Below are 24,872 nucleotides of genomic sequence, written 5' to 3'. Positions count from 1 at the left end.
CTCAAAACTTATATCGTTATTTCGCGTGCGGTCATGGCGTAGCGGAAGACATCCGCATCCAGGCAATCCAGACGGGCGCTGGCGACTTCGGCCTGCGGATACATCAGGAAGCCGAGTTCCGGCCCATGCGCGGACGGCAAGGCGATATCGCTGCCATCATTGAAGGCGATCCAGTTGCCCTCCCAGGAGCCGAACAGCTTCTGCCGGACAGCCACGACACGCGGATCGTCGGCGGGGAGCCCGTCCTTTTCCTCTTCCAGCATCACCTTGCGCACATCCGCCGGATCGGTCGCGACCCAGCCGATGCCGTCGAGATAGATTTCGGCGCGGCAGTGCTGGGCCTTGGTGATGACCTCGTTCTTTGCGCCGAGGCTCTTGTAGCCAAAGGCGGAAGGCGCGACGCGCACGCCATAGAGGTCGCGGGCGGGAATCCCCGCTGCCCTGACCAGGGCCACGAACAGCGGATTGATGTCGGCGCATTTGCCGCCGAGATCGCCGCTGTCGAGCATGGCGACGATGTTGCCGTCACCGCAGCCGCGTGTCGCAGCGAGCCTATAGGTGTTGGCGACGACCCAATCGTATATCCTGCGGGCCTTCTCCTGATCGTTGTCCGCACCTGCAACGATCCTGTCGGAGGTTTCTTTGACAATGCCGTCGACCGGAGCAAGGCGCGTTCCGGCCAGATAGCGTTCGCGTTCGGCGCGGGTCAGCGGCACGGCCTTTGCCGACGCATCGAGATTGCTTGCACGGTCGCGGGTGGAGATAAGGCTGATGATTTCGGCTTGTGGTTCTGCTTCGCCTCCATCCCATTCGAGGTAAAGCAGGCCCGTACCGCTGACAGGATCGCGGTCGAGCCGCGCAACCCTGGCATTGGTCGTCCAGCGATTGCCCTCCGGGCGGTTCCAGTCATCGGCACTAAACCCTGCCAGCGGAACCCAGACACGAATGACTTCCGCCGAAGCGGCAGGCGTGATGCTGGTGGTGATCTCGAAGCTGCGCCAGTCGGAAGGCTGCGGCGCGAATGTGTTGGAGGCGGCTGATGCAAAATTCGGCAGCAGGCTGAAGGCGGCGCAGGCCGCACCGGATTTAAGAAGTTCCCGACGGTTCATGACGATCCCCTTTTGTGCCTTGAATTGCTCTTGTTGCGTTTGCGCGAGAAAAATCGCTTCGCGGCCTTCCGGCCGGAAAGTGACGAACATGCAATGATTTCAGGAAATCTGGATGCGGCTTTGCCCCATTGGAAAGTCGCTGAACCGAGGGCCGCACCGACCCATCGCGCCGGGTCAAGGAAGCCGACGCGAGGCAGAAGCCGCTCAAAATTCAGGCCCCGAAACTCGGGAGCAACAAAAGAAGCCACGGCAGCAGTCTGGCGTTTTTACACGGCAACGTCAATCTGCTTGCGCGCTTTCAAGTCATTCTCGCGACGAGGTTCATGTATTAATACATGACAATTAAATTCATGTTATTGATAAATGTGCCTTATTGTTAATTTATTTAACCTGCCCTTCGGTTGACAACTTGGTTTTATTGCGGTGAACTGATGTCGGCCAAGTCCAATTTAGGGGGGATGTGCCTCGGCACTTTTCTTCTGACGATCAGGGAGGTGCAGCGCAATGAATGTTGAGCTCTCACGCCGCCAGTTTCTGGGCGGAACGGGGGCGGTAGTGGCGGCTTCGGCGCTTGGGTCCTTCGGTTTCGGTGCGGTGGAAAGCGCCTATGCCGAATCCATTCGTCCCTTCAAGCTGACCAACACGACCGAAACCCGCAATACCTGTCCTTACTGCTCGGTCGCCTGCGGCGTCATCCTTTATTCCAAAGGCGATGTGCGCAAGGGCGAGAAGGCAGAGCTGATCCATGTCGAAGGCGATACGGATCACCCGACCAATCGCGGCACGCTTTGCCCGAAGGGCGCGGCGCTCAGGGGTTTTGTTCAGGCCGAGACCCGTCTGAAATATCCGCAGGTGCGCGAGTCGGGTTCTTCCGAGTTCAAGCAGATTTCCTGGGAAGATGCGCTCGACCGTATCGCGCGGCATCTGAAAGACGACCGCGACGCCAACTTCATCGCGAAGAACGCGGCGGGCACGGCGGTCAACCGCTGGACCTCGACGGGCTTCCTCGCGGCTTCGGCGACCACCAATGAAACGGCGTTCCTCACCTACAAGGTGGTGCGCAGCACAGGCATAGTTGCGTTCGATAACCAGGCACGCGTCTGACACGGCCCGACGGTGGCGAGTCTCGCCCCAACATTTGGCCGCGGAGCAATGACCAATTCCTGGACCGACATTAAAAATACCGATCTCGTCGTCGTCATGGGCGGCAATGCGGCGGAAGCGCATCCTTGCGGCTTCAAGTGGGTGACCGAGGCCAAGCACCATCGTGGCGCGAAGCTGATCGTCGTTGACCCGCGTTTCACGCGCACGGCGTCGGTGGCGGATTTCTACGCGCCCATCCGGCAGGGTTCGGATATCGCTTTCCTGCTCGGCGTCATCAATTACTGCATCCAGAACGACAAGGTGCAGTGGGATTATGTGAAGCATTTCACCAATGCCAGCTACATCATCAAGGATGGCTTCGAATACAAGGACGGGCTGTTTACCGGCTATGACGAGGAAAAGCGGGATTATGACCGCTCGAGCTGGGACTATGTGATCGGCGACGACGGTTACGCCGTCGTGGACGACACGTTGCAGAACCCGCGCTGCGTGTGGAACTTGCTCAAGCAGCATGTTTCCGTGTTCACGCCGGAAATGGTGGAACGCATCTGCGGCACGCCAAAGGAGAAATTCCTGAAAGTGGCGCAGATGATGTCCGAATGCTCGGCGCCCGACAAGACGATGACGTCGATGTACGCGCTCGGCTGGACGCAGCATTCCAAGGGGTCGCAGAATATTCGCTGCATGGCGATGCTGCAGCTCATCCTTGGCAATATCGGCGTGCGCGGCGGCGGCATGAATGCGCTGCGCGGCCACTCCAACATTCAGGGACTGACCGATATCGGCCTCATGTCCAACCTCCTGCCGGGCTATATGAACATCCCGGTTGAAAAGGAGGTCGATCTCGAGACCTATATGTCGACACGCGGTTTCAAGCCGCTGCGCCCGAACCAGACGAGCTACTGGCAGAACTATCGCAAGTTCTTCGTCAGTTTCCAGAAGGCTATGTGGGGCAGTGCCGCGACGGTCGAGAATGACTTTGCCTATGACTGGCTGCCGAAGCTCGATGTGCCGAACTACGACATGCTTCGTATTTTCGACATGATGCATGACGGCAAGGTCAACGGCTATGTCTGTCAGGGGTTCAATCCGCTGATGGCGGTGCCGAACCGCAAGAAGTTGACCGACGCCTTGTCGAAGCTGAAATTCCTCGTGACGATCGACCCGCTGGAAACAGAAACCTCGCGTTTCTGGGAAAACCACGGCGAATTCAACGAGGTGGATTCGGCTTCCATCCAGACTGAAGTGTTCCAGCTGCCTTCCACCTGCTTTGCGGAGGACGAAGGTTCGCTCACCAATTCCGGACGCTGGCTGCAATGGCACTGGCCGGGTGCTACGCCGCCCGGCGAGGCGAAGACCGACAACTGGATCATGGCGCAGATTTTCCTGCGGCTGCGGGAGCTTTATCGCAAGGAAGGGGGCGCTTTCCCCGATCCGATCCTCAACCTCACATGGGACTATAAGGAAGAGGGCGAGCCCACGGCGGAAGAACTGGCGAAGGAACTGAACGGCCGCGCACTTTCCACGGTGACGGACCCGACCGATCCGACCAAGGTGGTTGCCGAGGCGGGCAAGCTCCTGTCCGGCTTCGCGGCGCTGCGCGATGACGGCTCGACGGCGTCGGGCTGCTGGATCTATTCCGGCTGCTTCACCGAGGCTGGCAACAACATGGCCCGCCGCGACAATCACGATCCGGACGAGACGGGCGCCTATCTCAACTGGTCGTGGGCATGGCCCGCCAACCGCCGCATTCTCTATAACCGCGCCTCTGCCGACATCAACGGCAAGCCGTGGGATCCGAGCCGCAAGCTCCTCGAATGGGATGGTTCAAAATGGACAGGCTATGACGTGCCGGACATCGCGCCGACCGCCAGGCCGGAAGAGGTCGGTCCTTTCATCATGAATGCCGAAGGCTCCTCGCGCCTGTTCAGCCGCGGCATGATGCGCGACGGTCCTTTCCCGGCTCATTACGAGCCGTTCGAGTCGCCGGTCGCCAATGTGATTGCGCCAAAGGTTCGGGGTAATCCGGTGGCCCGCGTGTTCAACGACGACTTCAAGCAGTTCGCGGAAACGGCATCGGAGGAGTTTCCTTATGCCGCAACCTCGTACCGCCTGACGGAGCATTTCCACTACTGGACCAAGCATGTTCATGTGAACGCCGTCCTGCAGCCGGAATTCTTCGTGGAAATCTCGGAAGAACTGGCGAAGGAAAAGGGCATCGCCAAGGGCGACTGGGTGCGTGTGTGGTCGAAGCGCGGCTCCGTCAAGGCCAAGGCGGTCGTCACCAAGCGCATCAAGCCGCTCATCTGCGACGGCAAGACGGTGCATGTGGTCGGCATCCCGCTCCATTGGGGCTTCATGGGCGCCGCCCGCAAGGGCTTCGGCCCCAATTCGCTGACACCTTTCGTCGGCGACGCGAACATCGAGACGCCGGAGTTCAAGGCGTTTCTGGTCAATATCGAGCGCTCAAGCGCGCCTGTGGCTTAGGAGGGATAAATGTTTCCACCCGTTCCCAATCCTGACGTCCAGCCGCAGCAGCCGCGTTTCGGCGATAAGGACCTGATCAGGCGGTCGGCGTCGAATGTGACGCCGCCCGCCGAACGCCAGACCGAGGTGGCGAAGCTCATCGACGTGTCGAAATGCATCGGCTGCAAGGCCTGCCAGTCGGCCTGCGCCGAATGGAACGACACGCATGAGGAAGTGGGCGTCAATGTGGGCGTCTATGACAATCCGCACGATCTGACGCCGGATACTTTCACGCTGATGCGCTTTACCGAGTGGGACAATCCCGATACCGGCAATCTGGAATGGCTGATCCGCAAGGATGGCTGCATGCATTGCGAAGACCCCGGCTGTCTCAAGGCGTGCCCGGCGCCGGGCGCAATCGTGCAATATTCCAACGGCATCGTCGATTTCATCCATGAGAACTGCATCGGCTGCGGCTATTGCGTCAAGGGTTGTCCGTTCGACATTCCGCGCATCTCTCAGGTCACGAACAAGGCCTATAAATGCACGCTCTGCTCCGACCGCATCGCGGTGGGACAGGGTCCGGCCTGTGCCAAGGCCTGCCCCACGCAGGCCATCGTCTACGGCACCAAGGACGAGATGAAGGAATGGGCCGACGGACGCATCAAGGATCTGAAATCGCGCGGCTTTGAAAATGCCGGTCTTTACGATCCGCCGGGCGTTGGCGGCACCCATGTCATGTATGTGCTGCACCATGCCGACAAACCGGAAATCTATGCGGGCCTGCCGAACAATCCGCGCATCAGCCCGGTCGTCGAGGCGTGGAAGGGCGTCAGCAAATATGCGGGCATGGCGGCGATGGGGCTGGCTGCCGCAGCCGGCCTGCTGCATTATATCTTCAAGGGTCCGAATGTCGTGACAGAGCACGACGAGGAACAGGCCGAAAAGCTCACGGGAGAAAAAAGCTCATGAGCAAGACCGATTTCAAGGACGTTGAACGCGGCGACGGAATAGAGCCGGGCAAGCCGGTCAGGGTGCATCGCTATTCCGGCGCTGCGCGCATCAATCACTGGATCACCGCCGTCAGCCTTGTGCTGCTGGCGCTTTCCGGGCTCGCCATGTTCCATCCGTCGCTGTTTTTCCTGTCGGGCCTGTTTGGCGGCGGACAATGGACACGCGCCATTCATCCATGGATCGGCGTGGTGCTGTTCTTCAGCTTCCTGGGGCTTTTCCTGCGTTTCTGGAGCGCCAATCTGTGGAAGCGCGAAGACAGCCAATGGCTGGCACAGGCCAATGACGTGATTGCCGGCAATGAGGAGAAGCTGCCTGAAGTCGGCAAATATAATGCCGGTCAGAAGCTTGTTTTCTGGTCCATGTCGCTGCTGATCATCATCCTGGTCGCCTCCGGCGTGATGATCTGGAACGAATATTTCGGCGCCTTGACCAGCATCAACCAGCAGCGCTGGGCTTTGCTTGTGCATTCCATGGCGGCGGTGGCGGCGATCTGCGTCTGGATCGTGCATGTCTATGCCGCGATCTGGGTGAAGGGCACCATTCATGCGATGACGCGCGGCACCGTGAGCGGCGGCTGGGCATGGCGGCATCACCGCAAATGGCTGCGCGAACTCGCGTCGAAGCCGAAGGCCAAGCAGACCGGCGGCAAGCCGGTGGCGTGATCCTGTCGCCGGGTTGAAAAATCCGGCGATTGGGCGACAATGAAGGACGATGCAAAAAACAGGTAGAGCTGTTCCGAATACCGTCAAAGGCGGAACCGCTCTGCAACTTTCCACAGACCCGCTGGGTCCGCGTGGCCCGTCGGGTTCGTGAGGAGTGACATGGCAGGCAAGAATGATCTGGCGCCAGACCCGACCGTTATCGGTGAAATCTCGGCTCCGCCCTTCGTACGGTTGCCCGATCCGGGTGATCTCTTCGCAAAGCGTGCAGCGCGACTGCATCTCATGGGCTCGGTCAGCCCCCTCAAACCCTATCTGGAATTCATTGCCGGACTGACCAATGCGCAGGCGCGTATCCATGCCGCGCTTGGCGCGGCCGAGGCTCCCGATGCTTCCGCCAGCGGGCAGGAGTTCGGCATGCCGGCAATCGACCGTGCGGATGCCGCTTCGCAAAAGGCGCTCGGCAGCATTTTCGACCGTCTGTTCGATGAGGCGCGTTCTGTTGCCATGCCCAGCGATGCTGCGAGCGCCCTCGACCGTGTTGCCAATGCCAGTGCCCATGAACGCCGCCGGATGATCGAGGCGATCTTTGCAGGCGTTCTGCCGCCCGAGGCCATTGCCGAACATATCTATGTTTGGGCGGGGCTGCAGCTCCATTTCACGCGGCTCGCTTCCGCGCTCGACCCGAAATCGGTGAAGCCGGTCGCCGATGGCGTCTGCCCGTCTTGCGGCTCCCTGCCGTCAAGCTCGATGGTCGTCGGCTGGCTTGGTGCGCATGGCGCCCGCTTCTGCTCATGTTCCGTCTGCAACACGCTCTGGCACTATGTGCGGATAAAATGCGTGTGTTGCGGCTCCACCAAGGGCATTGGTTACAAGGAAGTCGAGGAAGGCGGCGGCATCATCAAGGCCGAAACCTGCGATGAATGCCAGAGCTGGGTCAAGATCATCTATCAGCAGCTTTCAGCGGATGCCGATCCGGTGGCCGACGATGTTGCAAGCCTCGGCCTCGATATGCTGATGCGCGAGACGCCTTACAGGCGAGGCGGCTTCTCCCCGCTTCTTGCCGGATTGTGAGGCGGCATGGACCAAATCAGGGACCAGATCAGGGCGTCGCTGCGCCATCTTCCATCTGTGGATGCCATCCTGCAAATGCCCGAGCTTTCCGCGGCATTGGAAAGCTGTGGCCGTGCGTCGGTAACGGAAGCTGTGCGCAAGGTGTTGGGCGATGAGCGCGAGGCAGTCAAATCCGGTGCCTCGCCCTCCAGCAATGCGCATTTGGCCGAACGGGTTCTCCAACTGCTCGAAGCATCCGGGCAGTCGAGCCTGCGCCCGCTCTTCAATCTGACGGGCACCGTGCTGCACACCAATCTGGGGCGCGCCATTCTGGCTGAAGCGGCCATCGAGGCGGCGACCGAGGCGATGCGGCAGGCGGTTTCGCTTGAATTTGATCTGTCGTCCGGCTCCCGAGGCGAGCGGGACGACCATCTGCGGTCGCTTGTCTGTGAGCTGACGGGCGCGGAAGATGCAACCATCGTCAATAACAACGCGGCGGCGGTTCTTCTCGTGCTGAACAGTCTGGCCGCGGGCAGGGAGGCTATCGTTTCCCGCGGCGAACTGATCGAGATCGGCGGTGCGTTCCGCATGCCGGATATCATGACCCGCGCCGGGACACGGCTTGTCGAGGTTGGAACCACCAACCGCACCCATCCGCGTGATTACGAAAGCGCCATCGGCGCCGATACCGGCCTTGTGCTCAAGGTTCACGCCTCCAATTACCGCATCGAAGGTTTTACGCGGGAAGTCACCGCCTCGGAACTGGCGACAATCGCGCGAGGCAAGGGCGTGCCGCTGGTCAACGATCTCGGTTCCGGGACACTTGCGGACCTGACCGCTTTCGGTCTCGCACATGAGCCAACGGTGCGCGAAGCGGTCGCCGAAGGCGCTGACATCGTCACCTTTTCAGGTGACAAGCTTCTCGGCGGACCGCAGGCGGGGTTCATTGTCGGGCGGCGTGATCTGATTGCCCGCATCAACAAGAACCCGATGAAGCGCGCCCTGCGGGTGGACAAGATCAGGCTTGCAGCACTTGAAGCGACGCTGAAACTTTATCGCAACCCGGAACGGCTTTCGGAAAAGCTGCCGACCATTCGCTACCTCGCGCGACCGCAGCCGGAAATCGCCGCGCAGGCCGCAAGGTGCAAGCCGGAGCTTGAAAAAATGCTCGGCCCGGCTTTCACCGTCACGGTGACGGCGTGCGCAAGCCAGATCGGGTCCGGCGCATTGCCGCTTTCGACTGTTCCAAGCGCCGGATTGTCGATTGTGCCGAAAGATGGCGGCGGCTCGCCGCTGACGGCTCTTGCGGCTTCTTTGCGCGGGCTGCCCCTTCCGGTCATCGGGCGGATCGAAAAGGGCGCGCTGGTCCTCGATCTGCGTTGTCTCGATGATGAGAAGGGGTTTCTGCATAGCCTCTCTGCGCTTGCGGCGCGCCGGTCATGATTGTCGGAACGGCGGGGCATATCGATCACGGCAAGACCTCGCTCGTGCGCGCGCTGACGCAGATCGATACGGACCGGCTGAAAGAGGAAAAGGCGCGGGGCATTTCCATCGATCTCGGTTTTGCCTATCTGCCGCTTTCCGGCGACGAAAAGGATATACTCGGCTTTGTCGACGTGCCGGGGCATGAAAAATTCGTGCATACGATGCTGGCCGGGGCGGCAAGTATCGATTTCGTCATGCTGGTTGTCGCCGCCGATGACGGGATCATGCCGCAAACGCGCGAACATCTGGCAATTGTCAACCTGCTCGGCATCCGGCGCGGCGTCGCCGTCATCACCAAATCCGATCTTGCCGGGCCGGATCGTCTGGCCGAAGTGGAAAGCGCCATTCGCAATGAACTGGCCCCGACCGGCCTTGCCGATATTCCCGTTCTGGCGGTTTCCACCGTTTCCGGTGCGGGTATAGACGTTCTCAGGACCCTGCTTGAAGTTGAAGCGCATGCATTTGGCGAGCGGCGGACAACAGGACGCTTTCGTCTGGCTGTGGATCGCTCCTTCACGCTGAAGGGGGCGGGGACGGTCGTCACCGGCACGGTGCTTTCCGGCAAGGTCTCCATTGGCGAGCATCTGATCGTCAGCCCCTCCGGCAAGGAAGCGCGGGTTCGCACCATCCATGCGCAGAACAGGCCCAGCGAAACCGCGCAGGCGGGGGATCGCTGCGCGCTCAATCTGGCGGGCGACGGCATATCGAAAGAGGCGGTGCATCGGGGCGACATGCTTGTGTCGCCGGGCCTTCATCGCCCGACGGACCGCATCGATGCCGCGCTGCAAATATTGCCCTCCGAGAAAAAGCCGGTCGGCCAGTGGTTTCCGGTGCGTCTCCACCATGCATCGGCGGAGGTCGGGGCGCGCATCGTGCTTTTGGGGGATGAGGAGCTTAAGCCCGGCGTGGAAGACCGGGTGCAGCTGGTGCTGGATCGCCCCGTCGCGGCGGCGGCGGGAGACCGTTTCGTCATCCGGGATGTTTCCGCGCAGCGCACTATCGGCGGCGGTCGTTTTCTCGATCTGCGCCCGCCGCAACGCAAGCGCCGCAGCCTGGAGCGCATGGCGCAGCTCGACGCCCATTCCATCGATGATCCCGTAGAGGCTGCACGCGCACTGCTGGCTGTCGAACCTTATTATCTCGATGCACAATCATTCCTGCGCGACCGCGCGCTGGCAGACGATCCGCAAGGTCTGGCGCAGGAACTCGATGCGGTGATGCTCCCGCAGGGGAATTCCGTGCTCCTGCTGTTGCCGGAGCGATGGAAGGCGCTCCGCGACGATATTCTGGTGCGGCTCGGTGCGTTCCACGATGAAAATCCCGACCTGATCGGCATGGGTGTGGAACGGCTGCGCCTGTTGTTGAAGCCGCGCCTGCCAGCTCCGGCCTTTCGTGCAGCTATCGCCGCGCTGGTCGATGCGGACCTCTTGAGACTGGACGGTGCCTGGCTTCGCCTTCGCGATCACGAAGTGACGATGAGCGATGCCGACGAGGCGCTCTGGCAGCGCATCGCGCCGCTGCTTGAAGGCGACGCCCGTTTTCGCCCGCCGCGCGTGCGCGATATTGCTGGGCTGGTTGAGGAGCGGGAGGAGGATATTCGCCGGCTTCTCAAGCTTGCCGGACGCATGGGCCGGGTGCATGAAGTGGCGCACGACCATTTTTTCCTGCGGGCGACGATTGCCGAGATGATCGGCATCCTCTCGGATATGGACGCGGCATTCGACAGCGGCTGGTTCATCGCGGCGCGATTCCGCGACCGGGTCGACAGCGGACGCAAGGTGGCGATCCAGATACTCGAATTCTTCGACCGCAACAGCGTCACGATAAGGCGTGGAGATATGCGCCGCCTCAATCGCCGCAAGCTGGACTTGTTCGGTGATTTCTCGCAAACTGCATTAACCGAAACGGCGGTTTAAGGAAGAGACGCGTCCCTGGTGGGGCGTCCGGACTTCAAATCCGGGAGGGGCCGATAGACGGTCTTTGGTGGGTTCGACTCCCATTCTCTTCCGCCAATCCGCTTTTCCGGTCATCTGGCGCGCACGATGCCGAGCACGTTACGAACCACTTCGTTCTGAAGCGGGCGCTGCTTCTCAATGTTGAAATGGCCGATATCCTTCATGCCCGAAAAATCGCGGTTGTCGAGGCTTCCCCTGAACCGCGGGCCGGCGGTCAGCGGCAGGCCCCAGCCGTCCTGCTTGAAATAGAAGTTCACGACGCGCCTGATATTACCGGGCAAAGGAGCGGGCGCGGTCGCGGCAAAGGTCGCCATATAGGCAACCTGAATGCCCTTCTTTTCAAGGGACGCTGCAATATCGATAACGGCATTGGCGCCGAGCGAGTGGCCGATCAGCACCACCGGCGCGCGCGGATTGTTCCTCTGGTCGGCGAGAATCCGGTTCAGCACGAAACGCCATGCCTGGTGCCCCTCGACATGCGCATCGACGCCGTTGGCCTGCAATTGCCTGCCGATCTCGTCGATGCCGGTGGAGAAAATATCCCCGAACCCGCGCAGAAGATAGACATCCGCCTGCGGTGACTTTCTGGAAGGCGTTTTCGGCGCTGCCTGCGCGGCGCTGCCATAGAGCGCAAGTGCCGCCCCGGCAAAAAGCAGGCTGCGGCGGGTCATGATTTTCGAATGCAAATTATCGGGCTTGGAAACCATCTTCGACTACCTGTTTGGGCGCGTTCGAGAACCGAGTTTCGAACGAGGCGCATCAAAAGGAGTATTTAGAGCGCCGGTCCGTTTCCGCCAAATCACTAGAACTTGAGCTAAGCACAAGCTGAAAGAACGACGCGGGACGGGATCTCACCCGGGTCCTGCTTCCAAACCGATTCACATTTCTTTCGGGATGCGGCTAGAACCTGATTTTCGGGATGATACGGCCCGTCCGTCTTGCATAGTCGTCATAGGATGCGCCGAACGCCGCACGCATCATCGCCTCCTCGTGGCCGACCCGATAGAAATAGAGGACGGCGACGCCGGCAAGGCCCGCCAGCCCGGCAAACCAGTTCGGCAGCAGGCAGAATTGGGCAATCGCCCACAGCCAGAACGACAGATACATCGGATGGCGGACATATTTGTAAAGCCCGTCAGTCACCAGCTTGTGCTCGCGGCGGATTTCAAGCGAAACGGACCAATTCTTGCCGAGCTGCCGGTGGCTTGCATAAAAAAGCCAGAGGAAGGCGATCTCGACAATCACCCCGATCCAGGCGAGCCACGGCTGGAAGGCATAATCGGCAAAGGCGGGAAAGCCGGTCGCGACATAGACGATCGGGATCAGCGACAGGCCGACCGTCGCCGCACCCAGCGCCAGCCTGTCAGCCAGTGTCTTCGCATTGTTGGCAACCTTGATCTTGCGTGCGCGCCGCTGGTGCGGAATGCGGATAACGACCCAGGCGACGAGCCCGATCCCCCAGACGATTGCGGCCAGTGTCGGTGTCATTCGGCGATAGTTTCCTTCCTTGGCAGGGCACCGATTATGCGGTCGTCGGTTCGCTCCCGCAGCGAGAGCGGTCCGCAGCAGATCTGAAAGAAATCATACCAATAGGGCTTCGTATTTCCGAATACATATTGATAATGCACGCGAAAAAGGTTCCGCTTCACGCGCTTGTAGATTTCCGGCTGCAGCATTTCCTTTATACGTACTGTCCGCGTAACGGGAAAGGAGCGCTGCGGTTCCCGCTTCAAGCCCATCTCGGCCACGGGATCGGTCTTGTAGAAATTGATCGCATCGGTCAGGCACTGGATTTCCACCCAGTCGATCCCGCCATCGTCCACCAGCCGCTGCACGCCTTCGCGAAAATGCCCGGCCGCCGGATGGTAGCCGGCCTTGAGGGCAGTCGATCCGAGCGTGAGGACCGTCACTTTCTGCGCATGGCTGCTGAAACCCGGATCGATGGCAAGGCAGCGCGCCGCGACGTCCAGCATCAACATGCCGCCGGTGCTGTGGCCGATCAGTATGACTTCATCATAATGTTTCGCGGCGGTGCGCTCGACGATGCCGGCGGCGAAACGCTGCATCAGGGATTCGGCGTCCCGCCGTCGCCCGCGAATGAAATTGAGCGAAAACGACCAGAGGTCCATCAGATGGTTGGTGGACCATCTTTTGCCAAGAATGGCGAGCGCCAGGAAGAAAACCGCGAGGCCGAGCAGCCAGCCGACCGCGCCCAGCCACTGCACTGTCCACCGCGCCACGGCATAACCCGCCGCCGCGAACAGGGCGAGCACGAGAAACGGATAGAGAAAATAAAGCCCGAACCGCCAGGCCTTGGCAAAGAAGCGGAAGGCCGTTCCGGTAATGACGAAATCGCCGAAGGCGACCAGATATTTGGCAAGTCTCACCGGGAGCGGGCGGTCGAAATCCGCCAGCACGATCTTGTCCAGAACGAGAAAATTGAAGTCCGTTTCGGTGGCCCAGCCATTGTCGGCGGCAGCCGTTTTGATCGCAACCGAGCCTATCTCACGATCCGGCGATACGCTGACATCCGAAACGTCGGACCGAACGCTCCAGAGAGCTTCGAACCGTTTGATTTCTCTGTTCAATCGCCCAAAAAACGCCTCCGGCGTTTTCGGATCATAGCCGCCAATGAAGAAGACAGCGCGTTGTCGAACCGGTTGCTTCATGAGCAGACCGTAATTTGGGGCTTGTGGATTGTCGAGGTCATAACCGGTCATCCCCAACAAATCTGGTGAACAGGCCAGCTTATCTCATGTCGACCAGACCGCGCCTGATTGCTTCGCGGGTTGCTTCGGCACGCGATGACACGCTGAGCTTCTGATAAATAGCCTTCACATAGTCGCTGACCGTATGTTCCGACAATCCAAGCTTGCGGGCGATTTCACCGTTGCGTTGTCCGGTGCCGATCTCTTTCAACACTTCGGTTTCGCGGCGTGAAAGATGGATGAAGTCGCCCTCCGGCTCCGCTGCGGGGCTGGTCGATATGGCCTTGACGCGCGCGACCAGATTGAGCCTGGCGCGGATGGTGAGGATGAGGACGTCGAAATCGATCGGCTTGGTCAGATAATCGTCGGCGCCGGCCTCTCTGCCGGTCAGTTCGTGGCTGCGGTCGGCAAGTGCTGTCAGGAACAGGAATGGCGTTCCGGCGAGGCCGGTGCGGGTAGTGCGAATCTGTTCCAGGAATTGCAGGCCATTGGTGCCGGGCATCAATATATCGCAGATGATGATGTCGGGCGTCGTCGTGTCGAGCACGCGCAGCGCTTCGGTCGCATTGGCGGCGCCAATGGCGTTGAAGCCCGAAGTGCCCAGTTCATCGATCATTTCTTCCAGAATATGCGTTTCGTCCTCGATGCAGAGGACGGTAGGCGTGGGGAGGATTTCAGGCAGTCGCATGCTGGGCCACCTTTGGTAGAGTGAGGATGAACACCGTACCTTGTCCTTCAACCGAAGTGAAGACAAGCGTTCCGCCATGCAATTCCGCGAGCGCGCGTGACAGGCTGAGGCCGAGGCCGGTGCCCGCCATATGCGATGCGTTGCTGGCGCGGAAAAAGCGCGTGAATATGCGGTTCGCCTCTTCGGCCGGTATGCCGATGCCATGGTCGCGGACGATGCATCGGAAGCCGCTTTCGTCTTCCTCCGTCGTCACTTCGATGGGCTTGCCGGCGGGCGAATATTTGGTGGCGTTGCCAAGCAGGTTGACCAGAATCTGCTCGACGAGAATGCCGTCGCAGTAACAGAAAGTCTCGCTGTCCTTGATGTCCGTCACCAGTTCCAGCTCGGGGTGCAGCTCCTGATGATAGGCGCAGGTATTGCGCACCAGTTCGGAGAAATCGACCGGCTGCCGGTTGATCTGAAACCCGTTCTCATCAAGGCGTTCGGCATTGGCGGTGCTTTCCAGAAGCAGGATGAGGCGGCGGCTGGCATTCCGCATCCGCTTGGCCTTGTCGATGATGATTTCAGGCGTGAACTCGTCGGCGCGGCGGATGAAGCGCTGGGCGATGATGTCGATGATCGATACGGGCGTGCGGAACTGGTGAGAAACCGTGGTGATGAAGCTCTTGTAGAGCTCCTTGGCCTTGCGCTCGCTGTCCAGCGCCTCGCGCAAGGCGGCGGTGCGGTCGGCGACAGTGTGTTCCAGCTGCTGCTTGTATTCCTGCAGCGCCTTGTGGGCGCGCTCGGCCTTGCGCATGTTGGAAACCACCTGCCACGACAGAATGGCGCCCGTGGCCATGATGCCCAGCACCGCAAACATGATCAGATAGATCGACTGCAATTGCTGGTCGCGCTGCGCGCCGCCGCGGTCCTGCTCCACGATCGTTGCATCATTGGCGACCTTGGTCAGTTCCTCGCGCATGGGGACCAGCGCTTCGTAGATGGCGGCGGGGTCGAATTGTTCCGGCCTGGCCTTGATCATAGCCTCGATTTCGGGAAGCCGGTCCGCATTGCGCTGGATGATTTCGGCAGCGCCCGGAATGCCAGCGAAATATTTCTTCTGCGGGCCATCGGCCAGAAGTGCGAAACGGCTGTAGAGAACATCGAGGCGGAGCGAGAGATCGTCTGTATTCGTGCTGCCGGCAGGAAATGCCAGCGCGGTTTCGGCCAGGCGGCTGGCGTCGCGTTCCGTCTTGGTGATGGCCCAGACCATGTTCTCGCCGGTATAGGTCGCAAGCGATTTCTGGATTTCGAGAAGCTGAATGAATGCATAAGCGAGCAGCGCTGCAAAACCCGCCATGACCAGGCCGGAGAGAATGTAGCCTCGCTTGATTCTCATTTCACCTCGATCTGCTTCAGCTGCCACGCCCAGCGGTGGTCATAGCGCGAATCGTTCAGTTCCTGATGCTGGTCGCGCGGATAGACGATCCAGTAGGGTCCCTTGTCGCGCAGGCTCAATTCCCTGCCGTTCATCTTGTGCGCGACGAGGACATTGTACTTGTAGGCGTCTTGCAGCGGAATGCTGATACTGTAGTCGTTGATCGCAAGCACGGTGATCGAACGGTTTGCGGCGTCTTTCCCGTCGACGCCTACCGTTGCCAGCACGTCGCGCAGCAGCACGCCGTCGAAATTCTGCGGACCTTCGGTCCAGGCAGTATTCGTCTGCAGCCTGTTTTGCGGCAGTTTCGTGAAGTCATCGCCGCTCAGCACGCGCGTCGTTCCGTCCGGGGCGATGATGGTCAGCGTGATGGTCACCGCCGCAGGCGACGCGGCATCGGCCATGCCCATGAACAGTGGAATGTGGCAGATGGCGAAAAGCGCGATCAGTGCCCGGAGCGCCAGAAGACGCCGGAAAGCGAACATCCAGTTTGCGCATGACACGTGAGGTATCTCCAGAAACGAAAAAATGCGAATGCACCGAAGCTTAAAAGGGAGGACGCGCGCAATTTCAAGAATCTCTTGAGTTCGGCGGACGAAATTCCCCTTTAAAAGCGTCAATTCGCACATAACACTGAAAAAGTCTGGTCCAATTCCAAATAAATATCAAACGGTTTCATACAGTCTTTCAAAATCTACCGGCTTTTGAAAGTTATCTCTGGATAAGAGGGGCCGTTCTTCTTTGTTTCGTATCCCCCTAAATAGGGGAATTGTTTTTCGCTACTGGAGCGTTCACTAAATAGTCGTCGGCCTGTTGGGGCTTAGGAGGCTGGCACAAAAAAATTGGGCGGGGGCTGCTTATCGACCGCGGGGAGTCGGGGTCGATAAGCAGCCAAACCAGTCCGGACAGCGCGGAAGCGGCGATAACGGTTACTCTCGAAACGACATGTTTCGAGCTACGAATAAAAACCGGTCCCGCATTCTGGATCGCTTCCAGGACAGAATGGCCGACAGGCATCTGGTCGAGCCTAGAACCTGCCGTTCGGGTTCCTCGAACAGAGCGAGCTTGCAACTCTTTCGCGTCCTTCAATCTGGAGGGCGCGCTTTTTTTTACCCGTATTCGATTCCAGAAAAAGTGACGACCGGCGTTTCGGCACGGTCGTCACGAATCAGGATATGGCAGTTCAGCTTCAGCTTTTTACGGCAGTCATTTCTGATCGGGCGCCGTTGTCTGAATGCTGGCAGTGGTCTGGGGTTTCTCGATCTTCGTGGAAGATTGGGCACTATGATAGGTGCAGTCTGCCATCGCGCCTGTAACCGATAGAGCAAGCGACAGAGCGAGGACAGCGGTAGTCACGAATACGACTTTCATGTCTGTCTCCCTATAATTTGGGTATGGCATTGCAACGGCGAGTTTAGCAGGGCGGGACCCTCCTGTCGCATCACATCATTCCCTAAAAGCCATTCGCCACATTTCTGCCATGAAATTGTCGGGCGCTCGCCACATCTTTTAGTGGAAAAACGGTAGCGTTTGCTCCGTGAAAACGCATCTGGCGCGATTTTCGCGCCAGATCACGGTTCTGCCTTGATTTGATTTCGGCCCGTTCAGGAAGCGCAGCGGCTAACCACCGCCCGCTTGCCGCCCATCGACAGGAACGAGATATGCAGCGTCTGGCCGACGGGTGAAATGGTGATGTTTTCCTTCGACTGCTGGCCGTTGGCATTGCAAGACATCGAGACGGTAAAGGTGCCTTCGTAATTGTTCATCCGCGTGACCGAGCACTGGCTGTCGCGGCTGTCGAAACGCTCGCCGAAAATGGCGAATCGCTGGCCGTCCGGGCTGCACCAGTTGCCGGTGATGGGTGTGGGATCGACGGGTGGCTTTGCCGGGGTGGCGCTTGCCGAAGGACCGGGGGTCGTTTCAGAACATGCCGTCAGGGCCATGACAGCGAGGGCGAGAGCAAGCAAACCGGACTTCTGCAACGATCTTCTCCTTGATGCAGCGGACAAAGCCTCCTCTTAAGAAAGAGATTCGGGCGATATCGCGACCGCACAAGGCAAGTCCACAAGGAAAGGGCCGGATTGCTCCGGCCCTCACTGTCTGATCCAAAAGTCACCATGCCGGTCTGCAAATGGCAATTTGTCTGCGTTCCGGTGCTCACGTACCCTTAAGTACGCTGCGCTCCGGTACTCGAAAATCACCATTTTCGCCTCGGCCTGCTGCTTTTTGATTCAGTCACTTTGATTCAGTCACTGGATTTAAAGCGTCAGAACGACGCCGGGTTATTCCCCCGGCGCCAGATGCGGGGCCTCGATCTTCGCGCCTGCATGTTTCAGCGGGCGTTCGCCGGAAAGCTTGCGGATCAGCACATAGAACACCGGCGTCATGAAGATGCCGAAGGCCGTCACGCCGATCATGCCTGCAAAGACCGCGATGCCCATGGCCGAGCGCATTTCCGCACCGGCCCCGGTCGACGTGACCAGAGGCACCACGCCCATGATGAAGGCCATCGAGGTCATCAGGATCGGACGCAGACGCAACCGGCTCGCCTCGACGGCGGCCTGCACCACGCTTCGACCTGAAAGCTCCAGCTCGCGGGCGAATTCCACGATCAGGATCGCGTTCTTCGCCGACAGCCCCACAAGGACGATCAGGCCGATCTGGGTGAAGACGTTGTTGTCGCCTCCTGTCAGCCAGACGCCGGTGAGTGCGGCCATGATCCCCATCGGCACGATCATGATGATCGAGAGCGGCAGGGCAAGGCTTTCATATTGCGCGGCCAGAACCAGATAGACGAGCAGCAGCGCCAGCGGGAAGACGAGGAAACCAGAGCTGCCAGCCAGAATCTGCTGGTAGGTCAGATCCGTCCACTCGAAGGTGATGCCGGGAGGCAAGGTTTCCTGCGCGATCCTTTCAATGGCAGCCTGCGCCTGACCGGACGAGAAGCCGGGGGCCGGATTGCCGTTGATATCGGCGGAAAGGAAGCCGTTATAGCGGATGGCGCGTTCTGCACCCACGGTCTGGTCGACTTTCAGAAGCGCGGACAGCGGGATCATTTCGCCCGATTGCGAACGCACCTTCAGCTTGCCGATATCCTCGGCATGGCTGCGATAATTCGCATCGGCCTGAATGCGCACGCTGTAGGTGCGTCCGAAGGCATTGAAGTCGTTGACATAAAGCGAACCCAGATAGATTTGCAGGGTCTCGAACACGTCGGTCACGGCCACGCCAAGCTGGCGCGCCTTCACGCGGTCCAGATCGGCATAAAGCTGCGGCACGTTGATCTGGTAGCTCGAATAGAGACCGGCGAGTTCGGGTGTCTGATACGCCTTGGCGAGAAACGCCTTGGTCGCATCGTCGAGCGCCTTGAAGCCAAGCCCGTTGCGATCTTCAAGCTGCAACTTGAAGCCGCCCGTCGTGCCGAGACCCTGTACGGGCGGCGGCGGGAACATGGCGATGAAGGCATCCTGAATGGCGCCGTATTGCTGGTTCAGTTCCATGGTGATGGCGTTGGCCGAAAGTTCCGGGGTCTTGCGCTCCTCGAACGGCTTCAGCGTCACGAAAACGATGCCCGAGTTCGATGAGTTGGTGAAACCGTTGATCGACAGGCCGGGGAAGGCGATGGCATTGGCCACGCCCGGATGTTTGAGGGCAATGTCGCTCATGCGGCGGATCACGTCTTCCGACCGGTCGAGCGTTGCCGCATCCGGCAATTGCGCGAAGCCGATCAGATATTGCTTGTCCTGTGCCGGAACGAAGCCGCCGGGCACCGCGCGGAACAGGACGAAGGTGACGCCGAGCAGCACGACATAAAGCCCCATGACCAGCGACTTGCGCGAGAGAATTGCGCCCACGCCGCGACCATAGGCATTCGAACTTGCACCGAAGAAGCGGTTGAAGCCACGGAAGAACCAGCCGAACAGCTTGTCCATGACGCGGGTGAGCCGATCCTTTGGCGCATCGTGACCGCGCAGCAGCAATGCTGCCAGCGCAGGCGAAAGCGTCAGCGAGTTGAAGGCCGAGATCACCGTCGAGATTGCGATGGTGAGCGCGAACTGGCGGTAGAACTGGCCTGTCAGGCCGGTGATGAAGGCCAGCGGCACGAAGACCGCAACCAGCACCAGCGCAATCGCGATGATCGGCCCGGACACTTCCTGCATGGCGCGATAGGTTGCCTCGACCGGCGACAGCCCCTGTTCGATGTTGCGCTCGACATTTTCCACCACCACGATGGCGTCGTCGACCACGATGCCGATGGCAAGCACGAGGCCGAAAAGGCTGAGCGCATTGATGGAGAAGCCGAACACATACATGACCGCAAACGTGCCGACGATGGAAACGGGAACGGCAACCAGCGGAATGATGGAGGCGCGCCATGTCTGCAGGAACAGGATGACGACGATCACCACCAGCACGATGGCTTCGAGCAGGGTATGGATGACCGACTCGATGGAAGCCTTCACAAACCCGGTCGTGTCATAAACGATGTCGAAATCCACGCCTTCCGGCATGGTTTTCTTCAGGTCCGCCATGGCGGCATGGACATTTTCGGAAATGTCCAGCGCGTTGGAGCCGGGCGACTGGAACACGCCCATGCCGACCGCCAGCTTGTTGTCGAGCAGCGAGCGCAGCGAATAATCGGCGGCACCCATTTCGACACGCGCCACATCGCCCAGCCGGGTGATTTCGCCTTCATTGCCTGACTTCACGACGATATTGGCGAATTCTTCCGGCGACTGGAGACGGCCCTGCGCATTGACGGAAAGTTGCAGGTCGAGACCCGAAACGGACGGCGATGCGCCGATGACACCGGCTGCGGCCTGAACATTCTGCTGGCGGATGGCATTGGCGATGTCGCTGGCAGAAAGACCGCGTTCGGCGGCCTTCTGCGGGTCGATCCAGACGCGCATCGAATAATCGCCACCACCGAATATCTGCACCTGTCCGACACCGGGGATACGGGCGATACGGTCCTTGACGTTCAGAACGGCATAGTTGCGCAGATAGTTCACGTCATAGCGCCCATCGGGCGAAATAAGGTGAACGACGAGCGTCAGGTCGGGCGAGCTTTTGGCGGTTGTGACGCCAAGCGTGCGCACTTCTTCCGGCAGGCGCGGTTCGGCCTGCGAAATACGGTTCTGCACCAGCTGCTGGGCCTGATCGGGATCGGTGCCGAGCGCGAAGGTGACGGTCAGCGTCATGACGCCATCGGCGGTCGCCTGGCTTTGCATGTAAAGCATGCCCTCGACGCCGTTGATCTGTTCTTCAAGTGGCGTGGCGACGGTTTCGGAAATGACGGCAGGGTTGGCGCCCGGATATTGCGCGCGCACCACGATCTGCGGCGGCACGACTTCAGGATATTCCGAGATCGGCAGACCTGTCATGCCGATCAGACCGGCAACGAAGATCAGGACCGACAGAACGCCAGCGAAGACCGGGCGGTCGACGAAAAAGCGAGAAAAGTTCATGTCAGTATCCCCCTTTAGGCGGATGGGCAAAGACTCTCCCGGCCCGCGAAATCGGCAGATTTCGCGGGTTGCTGAGGCTGAGAATTTGCGTTTGGCGCGCATCAGGCGCGCCGTTTCAAGTCAGTTTTTGGCGAGTGTTTCGGTGACGGGTTGCGGTGCGACGACCACGCCCGGACGAATGCGCTGCAACCCGTTGACGACGATATTCTCGCCGGGCTTCAACCCGCTTTCGATAATGCGCAAGCCGTCATAATTGCGTCCCAGAACCACCTGCCGGTATTCGACCTTGTTATCGGCGCCGACCACGAAGACGAATTTCTTGTCCTGATCGGAAGCAATGGCCCGGTCGCTCACCACCAGCTTTTCATCCGGTTCCGGTTCGCCGAAGCGAATGCGGACAAACTGGCCGGGAATGAGCCTGCCGTCCGGATTGTCGATAGCGGCCCGAACGCGGATCGTGCCGGTGGTGGCATCGACCTCATTGTTGATGAGCTGGATATGGCCGGAAATCGGGGTGCCTTCATCGGAAGCGGTGCCGATCTGGACCGGTATGCGCTCGATGGCGTTTCCGCCCGGTGAGGCGGCAAGCTTGGCAAGCGCCCTGGTGACGACTTCCTCATTGGCGCTGAAGCTTGCATAGATCGGATCGACCGAGACAAGCGTGGTCAGGACCGGGGAGGCGGAGCTTGCGGCAACCAGATTGCCTGCCGTTACTTCCAGCCGCCCGACGCGGCCGGAAATCGGCGCGCGCACTTCCGTATATTGAAGATCGAGTTCGGCGGTGCGAAGGGCCGCCTTGGCTGAACGCAGGCTTGCCTGCGCCTCGTCATAGGCGCTGGACCGCTGGTCGAGGCCGCTCTGGGCGATGGTGCGGGTGGTGACGAGCTGCCGTCCGCGTTCCAGTTCCGTCTTGGCCAGCGCAACGCGGGCCTCTTCGGCGGAAACCTGCGCCTTCGCCTTTTCCACCGCCGCCGCATAGGGCTCCGGATCGATGGTGACGAGCAGGTCGCCCTGTTTCACCAGAGCGCCCTCGCGGAAATGGGCTTTCAGGATTGCGCCGCCGACGCGGGGGCGAATTTCAACCCGGTCGATTGCTTCCAGACGACCGGAAAATTCTTCCCAGGTCGCAATGCGGCGCGATTCCGCCTTGGCGACGGAAACCGGCACGGCAGGCGGGGGAGCGGAAATATCGGTTGCAGCATCGGCCTTGAGGTGAGGCGCGCCGAAGAGGATGGCGCCGCCGCCAGCTGCAGACAATAGGATACTCAGGCCGGCGCCCCATAGGGCCCGGCGGGCTGTGATCGATGTCATTGTTGTATCTCCTAAACCGGTAGGGGAAGCCGGCTTCAATGGGGCATCAGGTCAAAGCTTGGGAGGACTTTAATCTGATTGTTTTTCAAGCATGTTTCCCAAAACCGGTTCCCACTTTCGGGAGACATGCTTCATGCTGCGATTTGCTTAGCTCCTGCCTGCCGGAAGAAATCGGAAAACAGGTCTATGAGTTTGTGTTCCTGTGGCGACCAGTCGGTGCCCGCCACCTTGTTTTCGGGTATCCAGCCGGCTTTTCCGGGCAGGACATGCGATTGGACCTTCACGCCCGCCTGACGAAGACGCTCGGCATAGGCCTGCGTTTCATCGCGCATCGGGCACTGGGCGCTGGTGACCAGCAAGGTCGGCACCAGACCGCCAAGACGCGTACACAAGGCGGGTGCGGCATAGGGGTGGGCAAAACCCGCACACTCGCCCAGATAATGCTGCCAGCCATCCGACATCGTCTGGACGGCGCTTTCCGGGCAATATTTGCGGAAAGACGCCGTGGCGAGGCAGGGGTCGAGCATGGGCGAAAGCAATATCTGACCTTTGAGATCCGTCAGATTCTGATCTCGCGCCATGAGGGCCACGCCGGCAGCAATGTTGCCGCCCGCCTCTTCACCGGCGACGAACAGCATCGACTTCTTGTGCGCGAATTCCGGGCAGCGCGCGCGCATCGAAGCCAGGATCGAATAGACTATCTCAAGCGCCGCCGGGAACGGGTTGAGACAGGCTGACGAATATTCCGGCGAGACGACCACCGCACCTGCCTCGGCAAGTGTTTCGGCAACGCGCTCGCAGGCGCCCAGACAACTGGCCGAAAAAGCGCCACCGTGCAGGTGCAGCACCACCGGCGGCGGGGAAAGCAGTTTCGTTCCCCGGTAGATGCGCGCCTTGCACGTGCAGTCGCCTGCCTGTCCACGGGCTTGACCATGAAGCTGCCCATGCACTTGCAACGTCTCTACACTAAACTTCTCGCACATCCTGTTCGGCCTCATGTATAAAGCGGTTCCTGTTTCACGGAATCGTCCAGGCCGCTCTATCCATTCTATTTCCACGCATTTGCGAACGCAAAACCGTTTCACGCTTTGGGGTCGAAAATGCTTAGCGGCAAACCGCTATGTTGGAATATTATCATTGTTCACCGTCTGGAATAGTCCCCTAGAATTGGTTACACTGTCCAGAATCTCGAACAATGACGGCTATTGTAAATGGACCAGCTTTCGGCCATGCGCGCCTTTCTCCGGGTTGTCGAAACCGGGAATTTCACGCGCGCCTCCGCCTCGCTCAATATGCCCAAGGCAACGATCAGCAATCTCATTCAGGGGCTGGAAGCGCATCTGGGCACAAAACTTCTCAACCGCACGACCCGCCGGGTTCTCGTGACGCCGGACGGCGCGCTTTACTACGAGCGCGCGGCCCGTTTGCTCGCTGATCTTGCCGAACTCGACGGCAGCCTGTCGAGCGCGCAGACATTGCCGAAGGGGCGTTTGCGCGTTGAAATGGCGGGCGCGGTCGCCAATCTCATCATCATTCCGGCGCTGATGGAGTTTCACCAGCGCTATCCCGATATCCAGATCGATCTCGGCGTGTCGGACCGGCCTGTCGATTATGTGGCGGAGAATGTCGATTGCGCCATCCGCGTCGGAGAGCTTTCCGACCAGTCATTGATTGCGCGCCGCATCGGCGACATGCATTTCATCGCCTGTGCTTCCGCCGAATATCTCGACCGCTGCTCCACGCCGCTCCACCCCTCCGATCTTGGCCGGAATTGCACGGTGGTCGGCTATTTCCGGCCATCGACCGGCCAGCAGATGCCGTTCCGCTTCAGGAAGGGGACGGAGGAGATCGAGGTCAACGGGCGCTATGTGGTGGCGGCGAACGAATCGACCACCTATCTTGCCGCCGCGCGGGCAGGCCTTGGCGTGGTGCAGGCGCCCTTGTTCATGGTGAAGGACGATATCGCCAGCGGCACGCTGCGCCCGGTCCTGCAGGAATGGGAGATCGAGCCGACGCCGATCTATCTGGTCTATCCGCCCAACCGGCATCTGAGCAACCGCCTGCGCGTCTTCGCCGACTGGGTGGTCAAGACCGTCGCGAGGTCCCAACTCAACGGGAGTTAGCGCGCGCAGCGCCGCTTGTTGAGCCGAACCTTGATCCTGTCGGGAGAGGTGCTTTTCGCCTTGTGGCCGGACGAGACGATATGCGCGCGCACCGTGCAGTCGCCCGCCAGAACCTCGAAATTGTTGGAGCGGATATACATCACCGTGTTGATCGGCTGGTCGGGCATCTTCTGCGCGACGGCGTTGACGACCGCGGTGACTTCCTTCGCCCGCTGGCTGGAACTGCCATCACTGGCGGCGAGCGCCGGGCCGGACGCGGATGACAAGACGAATATGCCCGCGATTAGAACAGCAGTCTTAGCTTTCTTCATT

General features: G+C 60.0%; 20 protein-coding genes, 1 tRNA gene and 1 pseudogene. 9 read left to right on the top strand and 13 right to left on the bottom strand.

Translation table 11 applies throughout. From position 1 onward, the window contains the following. Positions 1-8 precede the first annotated feature (8 nt). Complete coding sequence (locus tag J9800_RS16175; protein ID WP_114216126.1) at positions 9-1,109, bottom strand: transglutaminase-like domain-containing protein; 1,101 nt, start codon at positions 1,107-1,109, stop codon at positions 9-11. Positions 1,110-1,613: 504 nt separating this feature from the next. Here J9800_RS16175 and fdnG point away from each other — a divergent pair. From fdnG to J9800_RS16140, 7 genes are all read left to right on the top strand, one after another. Beyond that, complete coding sequence (gene fdnG / locus J9800_RS16170; protein ID WP_114216029.1) at positions 1,614-4,700, top strand: formate dehydrogenase-N subunit alpha; 3,087 nt, start codon at positions 1,614-1,616, stop codon at positions 4,698-4,700. Positions 4,701-4,709: 9 nt separating this feature from the next. Next, the gene (fdxH, locus tag J9800_RS16165) at positions 4,710-5,651 is read left to right on the top strand and encodes a formate dehydrogenase subunit beta (RefSeq protein WP_114216028.1); all 942 of its coding nucleotides are present in this window, start codon (positions 4,710-4,712) and stop codon (positions 5,649-5,651) included. Beyond that, a complete protein-coding gene (locus J9800_RS16160) occupies positions 5,648-6,355 on the top strand; it encodes a formate dehydrogenase subunit gamma (RefSeq protein WP_114216027.1) in 708 nt (235 codons plus the stop codon). Before fdxH ends, J9800_RS16160 begins: the two co-directional genes overlap by 4 nt. Before the next feature lie 159 nt (positions 6,356-6,514). Continuing rightward, positions 6,515-7,426 carry a formate dehydrogenase accessory protein FdhE gene (gene fdhE, locus J9800_RS16155; protein ID WP_114216026.1) on the top strand — a complete coding sequence of 304 codons (912 nt, stop codon included), beginning with the start codon at positions 6,515-6,517 and terminating at the stop codon, positions 7,424-7,426. A 6-nt stretch (positions 7,427-7,432) separates the two neighbouring features. Beyond that, entirely contained in the window at positions 7,433-8,848 is a 1,416-nt protein-coding gene (gene selA / locus J9800_RS16150; protein ID WP_114216025.1) for an L-seryl-tRNA(Sec) selenium transferase, read from the top strand. Continuing rightward, positions 8,845-10,806 (top strand): selenocysteine-specific translation elongation factor, encoded by a 1,962-nt coding sequence (gene selB / locus J9800_RS16145; protein ID WP_114216024.1) that lies wholly within the window; start codon positions 8,845-8,847, stop codon positions 10,804-10,806. The genes selA and selB overlap by 4 nt, the downstream gene beginning before the upstream one ends. Next, a tRNA-Sec gene (locus J9800_RS16140) sits at positions 10,807-10,902 on the top strand. 14 nt (positions 10,903-10,916) lie between these two features. On the opposite strand, the gene J9800_RS16135 is transcribed toward J9800_RS16140, so the two are convergent. The 8 genes from J9800_RS16135 to J9800_RS16100 all read right to left on the bottom strand — a co-directional run bounded on the left by J9800_RS16135 (position 10,917) and on the right by J9800_RS16100 (position 17,640). Continuing rightward, a complete protein-coding gene (locus tag J9800_RS16135; RefSeq protein WP_114216125.1) occupies positions 10,917-11,516 on the bottom strand; it encodes a thioesterase domain-containing protein in 600 nt (199 codons plus the stop codon). A gap of 229 nt (positions 11,517-11,745) precedes the next feature. Then, positions 11,746-12,333, bottom strand: coding sequence for a protein-S-isoprenylcysteine O-methyltransferase (locus J9800_RS16130; protein ID WP_114216023.1), 588 nt, complete (start codon positions 12,331-12,333; stop codon positions 11,746-11,748). Then, positions 12,330-13,514 (bottom strand): alpha/beta fold hydrolase, encoded by a 1,185-nt coding sequence (locus tag J9800_RS16125; RefSeq protein WP_114216124.1) that lies wholly within the window; start codon positions 13,512-13,514, stop codon positions 12,330-12,332. Before J9800_RS16125 ends, J9800_RS16130 begins: the two co-directional genes overlap by 4 nt. 79 nt (positions 13,515-13,593) lie before the next feature. Then, complete coding sequence (locus tag J9800_RS16120; protein ID WP_114216022.1) at positions 13,594-14,241, bottom strand: response regulator transcription factor; 648 nt, start codon at positions 14,239-14,241, stop codon at positions 13,594-13,596. Next, on the bottom strand, positions 14,228-15,619 hold the full coding sequence (locus J9800_RS16115) for a sensor histidine kinase (protein WP_114216021.1): 1,392 nt from the start codon (positions 15,617-15,619) through the stop codon (positions 14,228-14,230). The genes J9800_RS16120 and J9800_RS16115 overlap by 14 nt, the downstream gene beginning before the upstream one ends. Beyond that, complete coding sequence (locus J9800_RS16110; protein ID WP_286167554.1) at positions 15,616-16,161, bottom strand: putative pterin-binding protein; 546 nt, start codon at positions 16,159-16,161, stop codon at positions 15,616-15,618. The genes J9800_RS16115 and J9800_RS16110 overlap by 4 nt, the downstream gene beginning before the upstream one ends. 703 nt (positions 16,162-16,864) lie before the next feature. Continuing rightward, positions 16,865-17,029: a hypothetical protein gene (locus J9800_RS16105; protein ID WP_162792658.1), complete on the bottom strand. Its 165-nt coding sequence runs from the start codon at positions 17,027-17,029 to the stop codon at positions 16,865-16,867. 233 nt (positions 17,030-17,262) lie between these two features. After that, entirely contained in the window at positions 17,263-17,640 is a 378-nt protein-coding gene (locus J9800_RS16100) for a hypothetical protein (RefSeq protein ID WP_210845881.1), read from the bottom strand. 149 nt (positions 17,641-17,789) lie between these two features. On the opposite strand from J9800_RS16100, the pseudogene J9800_RS22315 reads away from it, so the two are divergent. Then, positions 17,790-17,899, top strand: a pseudogene (locus J9800_RS22315) (flagellar basal body P-ring protein FlgI); the annotation flags it as partial. A 41-nt stretch (positions 17,900-17,940) separates the two neighbouring features. On the opposite strand, the gene J9800_RS16095 reads toward J9800_RS22315, so the two are convergent. From J9800_RS16095 to J9800_RS16085, 3 genes are all read right to left on the bottom strand, one after another. After that, positions 17,941-21,126 carry an efflux RND transporter permease subunit gene (locus J9800_RS16095; protein WP_114216019.1) on the bottom strand — a complete coding sequence of 1,062 codons (3,186 nt, stop codon included), beginning with the start codon at positions 21,124-21,126 and terminating at the stop codon, positions 17,941-17,943. A gap of 120 nt (positions 21,127-21,246) precedes the next feature. Beyond that, positions 21,247-22,437 carry an efflux RND transporter periplasmic adaptor subunit gene (locus tag J9800_RS16090; RefSeq protein WP_114216018.1) on the bottom strand — a complete coding sequence of 397 codons (1,191 nt, stop codon included), beginning with the start codon at positions 22,435-22,437 and terminating at the stop codon, positions 21,247-21,249. Positions 22,438-22,568: 131 nt separating this feature from the next. Continuing rightward, positions 22,569-23,420, bottom strand: a complete 852-nt coding sequence (locus tag J9800_RS16085; protein ID WP_112586371.1) for an alpha/beta hydrolase — start codon at positions 23,418-23,420, stop codon at positions 22,569-22,571. Between the two features lie 228 nt (positions 23,421-23,648). Between J9800_RS16085 and J9800_RS16080 the strand changes: the two genes are divergently transcribed. Further along, positions 23,649-24,560 carry a LysR family transcriptional regulator gene (locus J9800_RS16080; protein WP_210845880.1) on the top strand — a complete coding sequence of 304 codons (912 nt, stop codon included), beginning with the start codon at positions 23,649-23,651 and terminating at the stop codon, positions 24,558-24,560. Here J9800_RS16080 and J9800_RS16075 read toward each other — a convergent pair. Continuing rightward, complete coding sequence (locus tag J9800_RS16075; RefSeq protein WP_114216016.1) at positions 24,557-24,871, bottom strand: hypothetical protein; 315 nt, start codon at positions 24,869-24,871, stop codon at positions 24,557-24,559. The genes J9800_RS16080 and J9800_RS16075 overlap by 4 nt on opposite strands. Between the last annotated feature and the right edge of the window lies 1 nt (position 24,872).

The organism is Ochrobactrum sp. AP1BH01-1 (assembly GCF_018066705.1).
In the GTDB taxonomy this organism is placed as follows: Bacteria; Pseudomonadota; Alphaproteobacteria; order Rhizobiales; family Rhizobiaceae; genus Brucella.
This window is presented reverse-complemented; position numbering and strand designations above follow the sequence as displayed.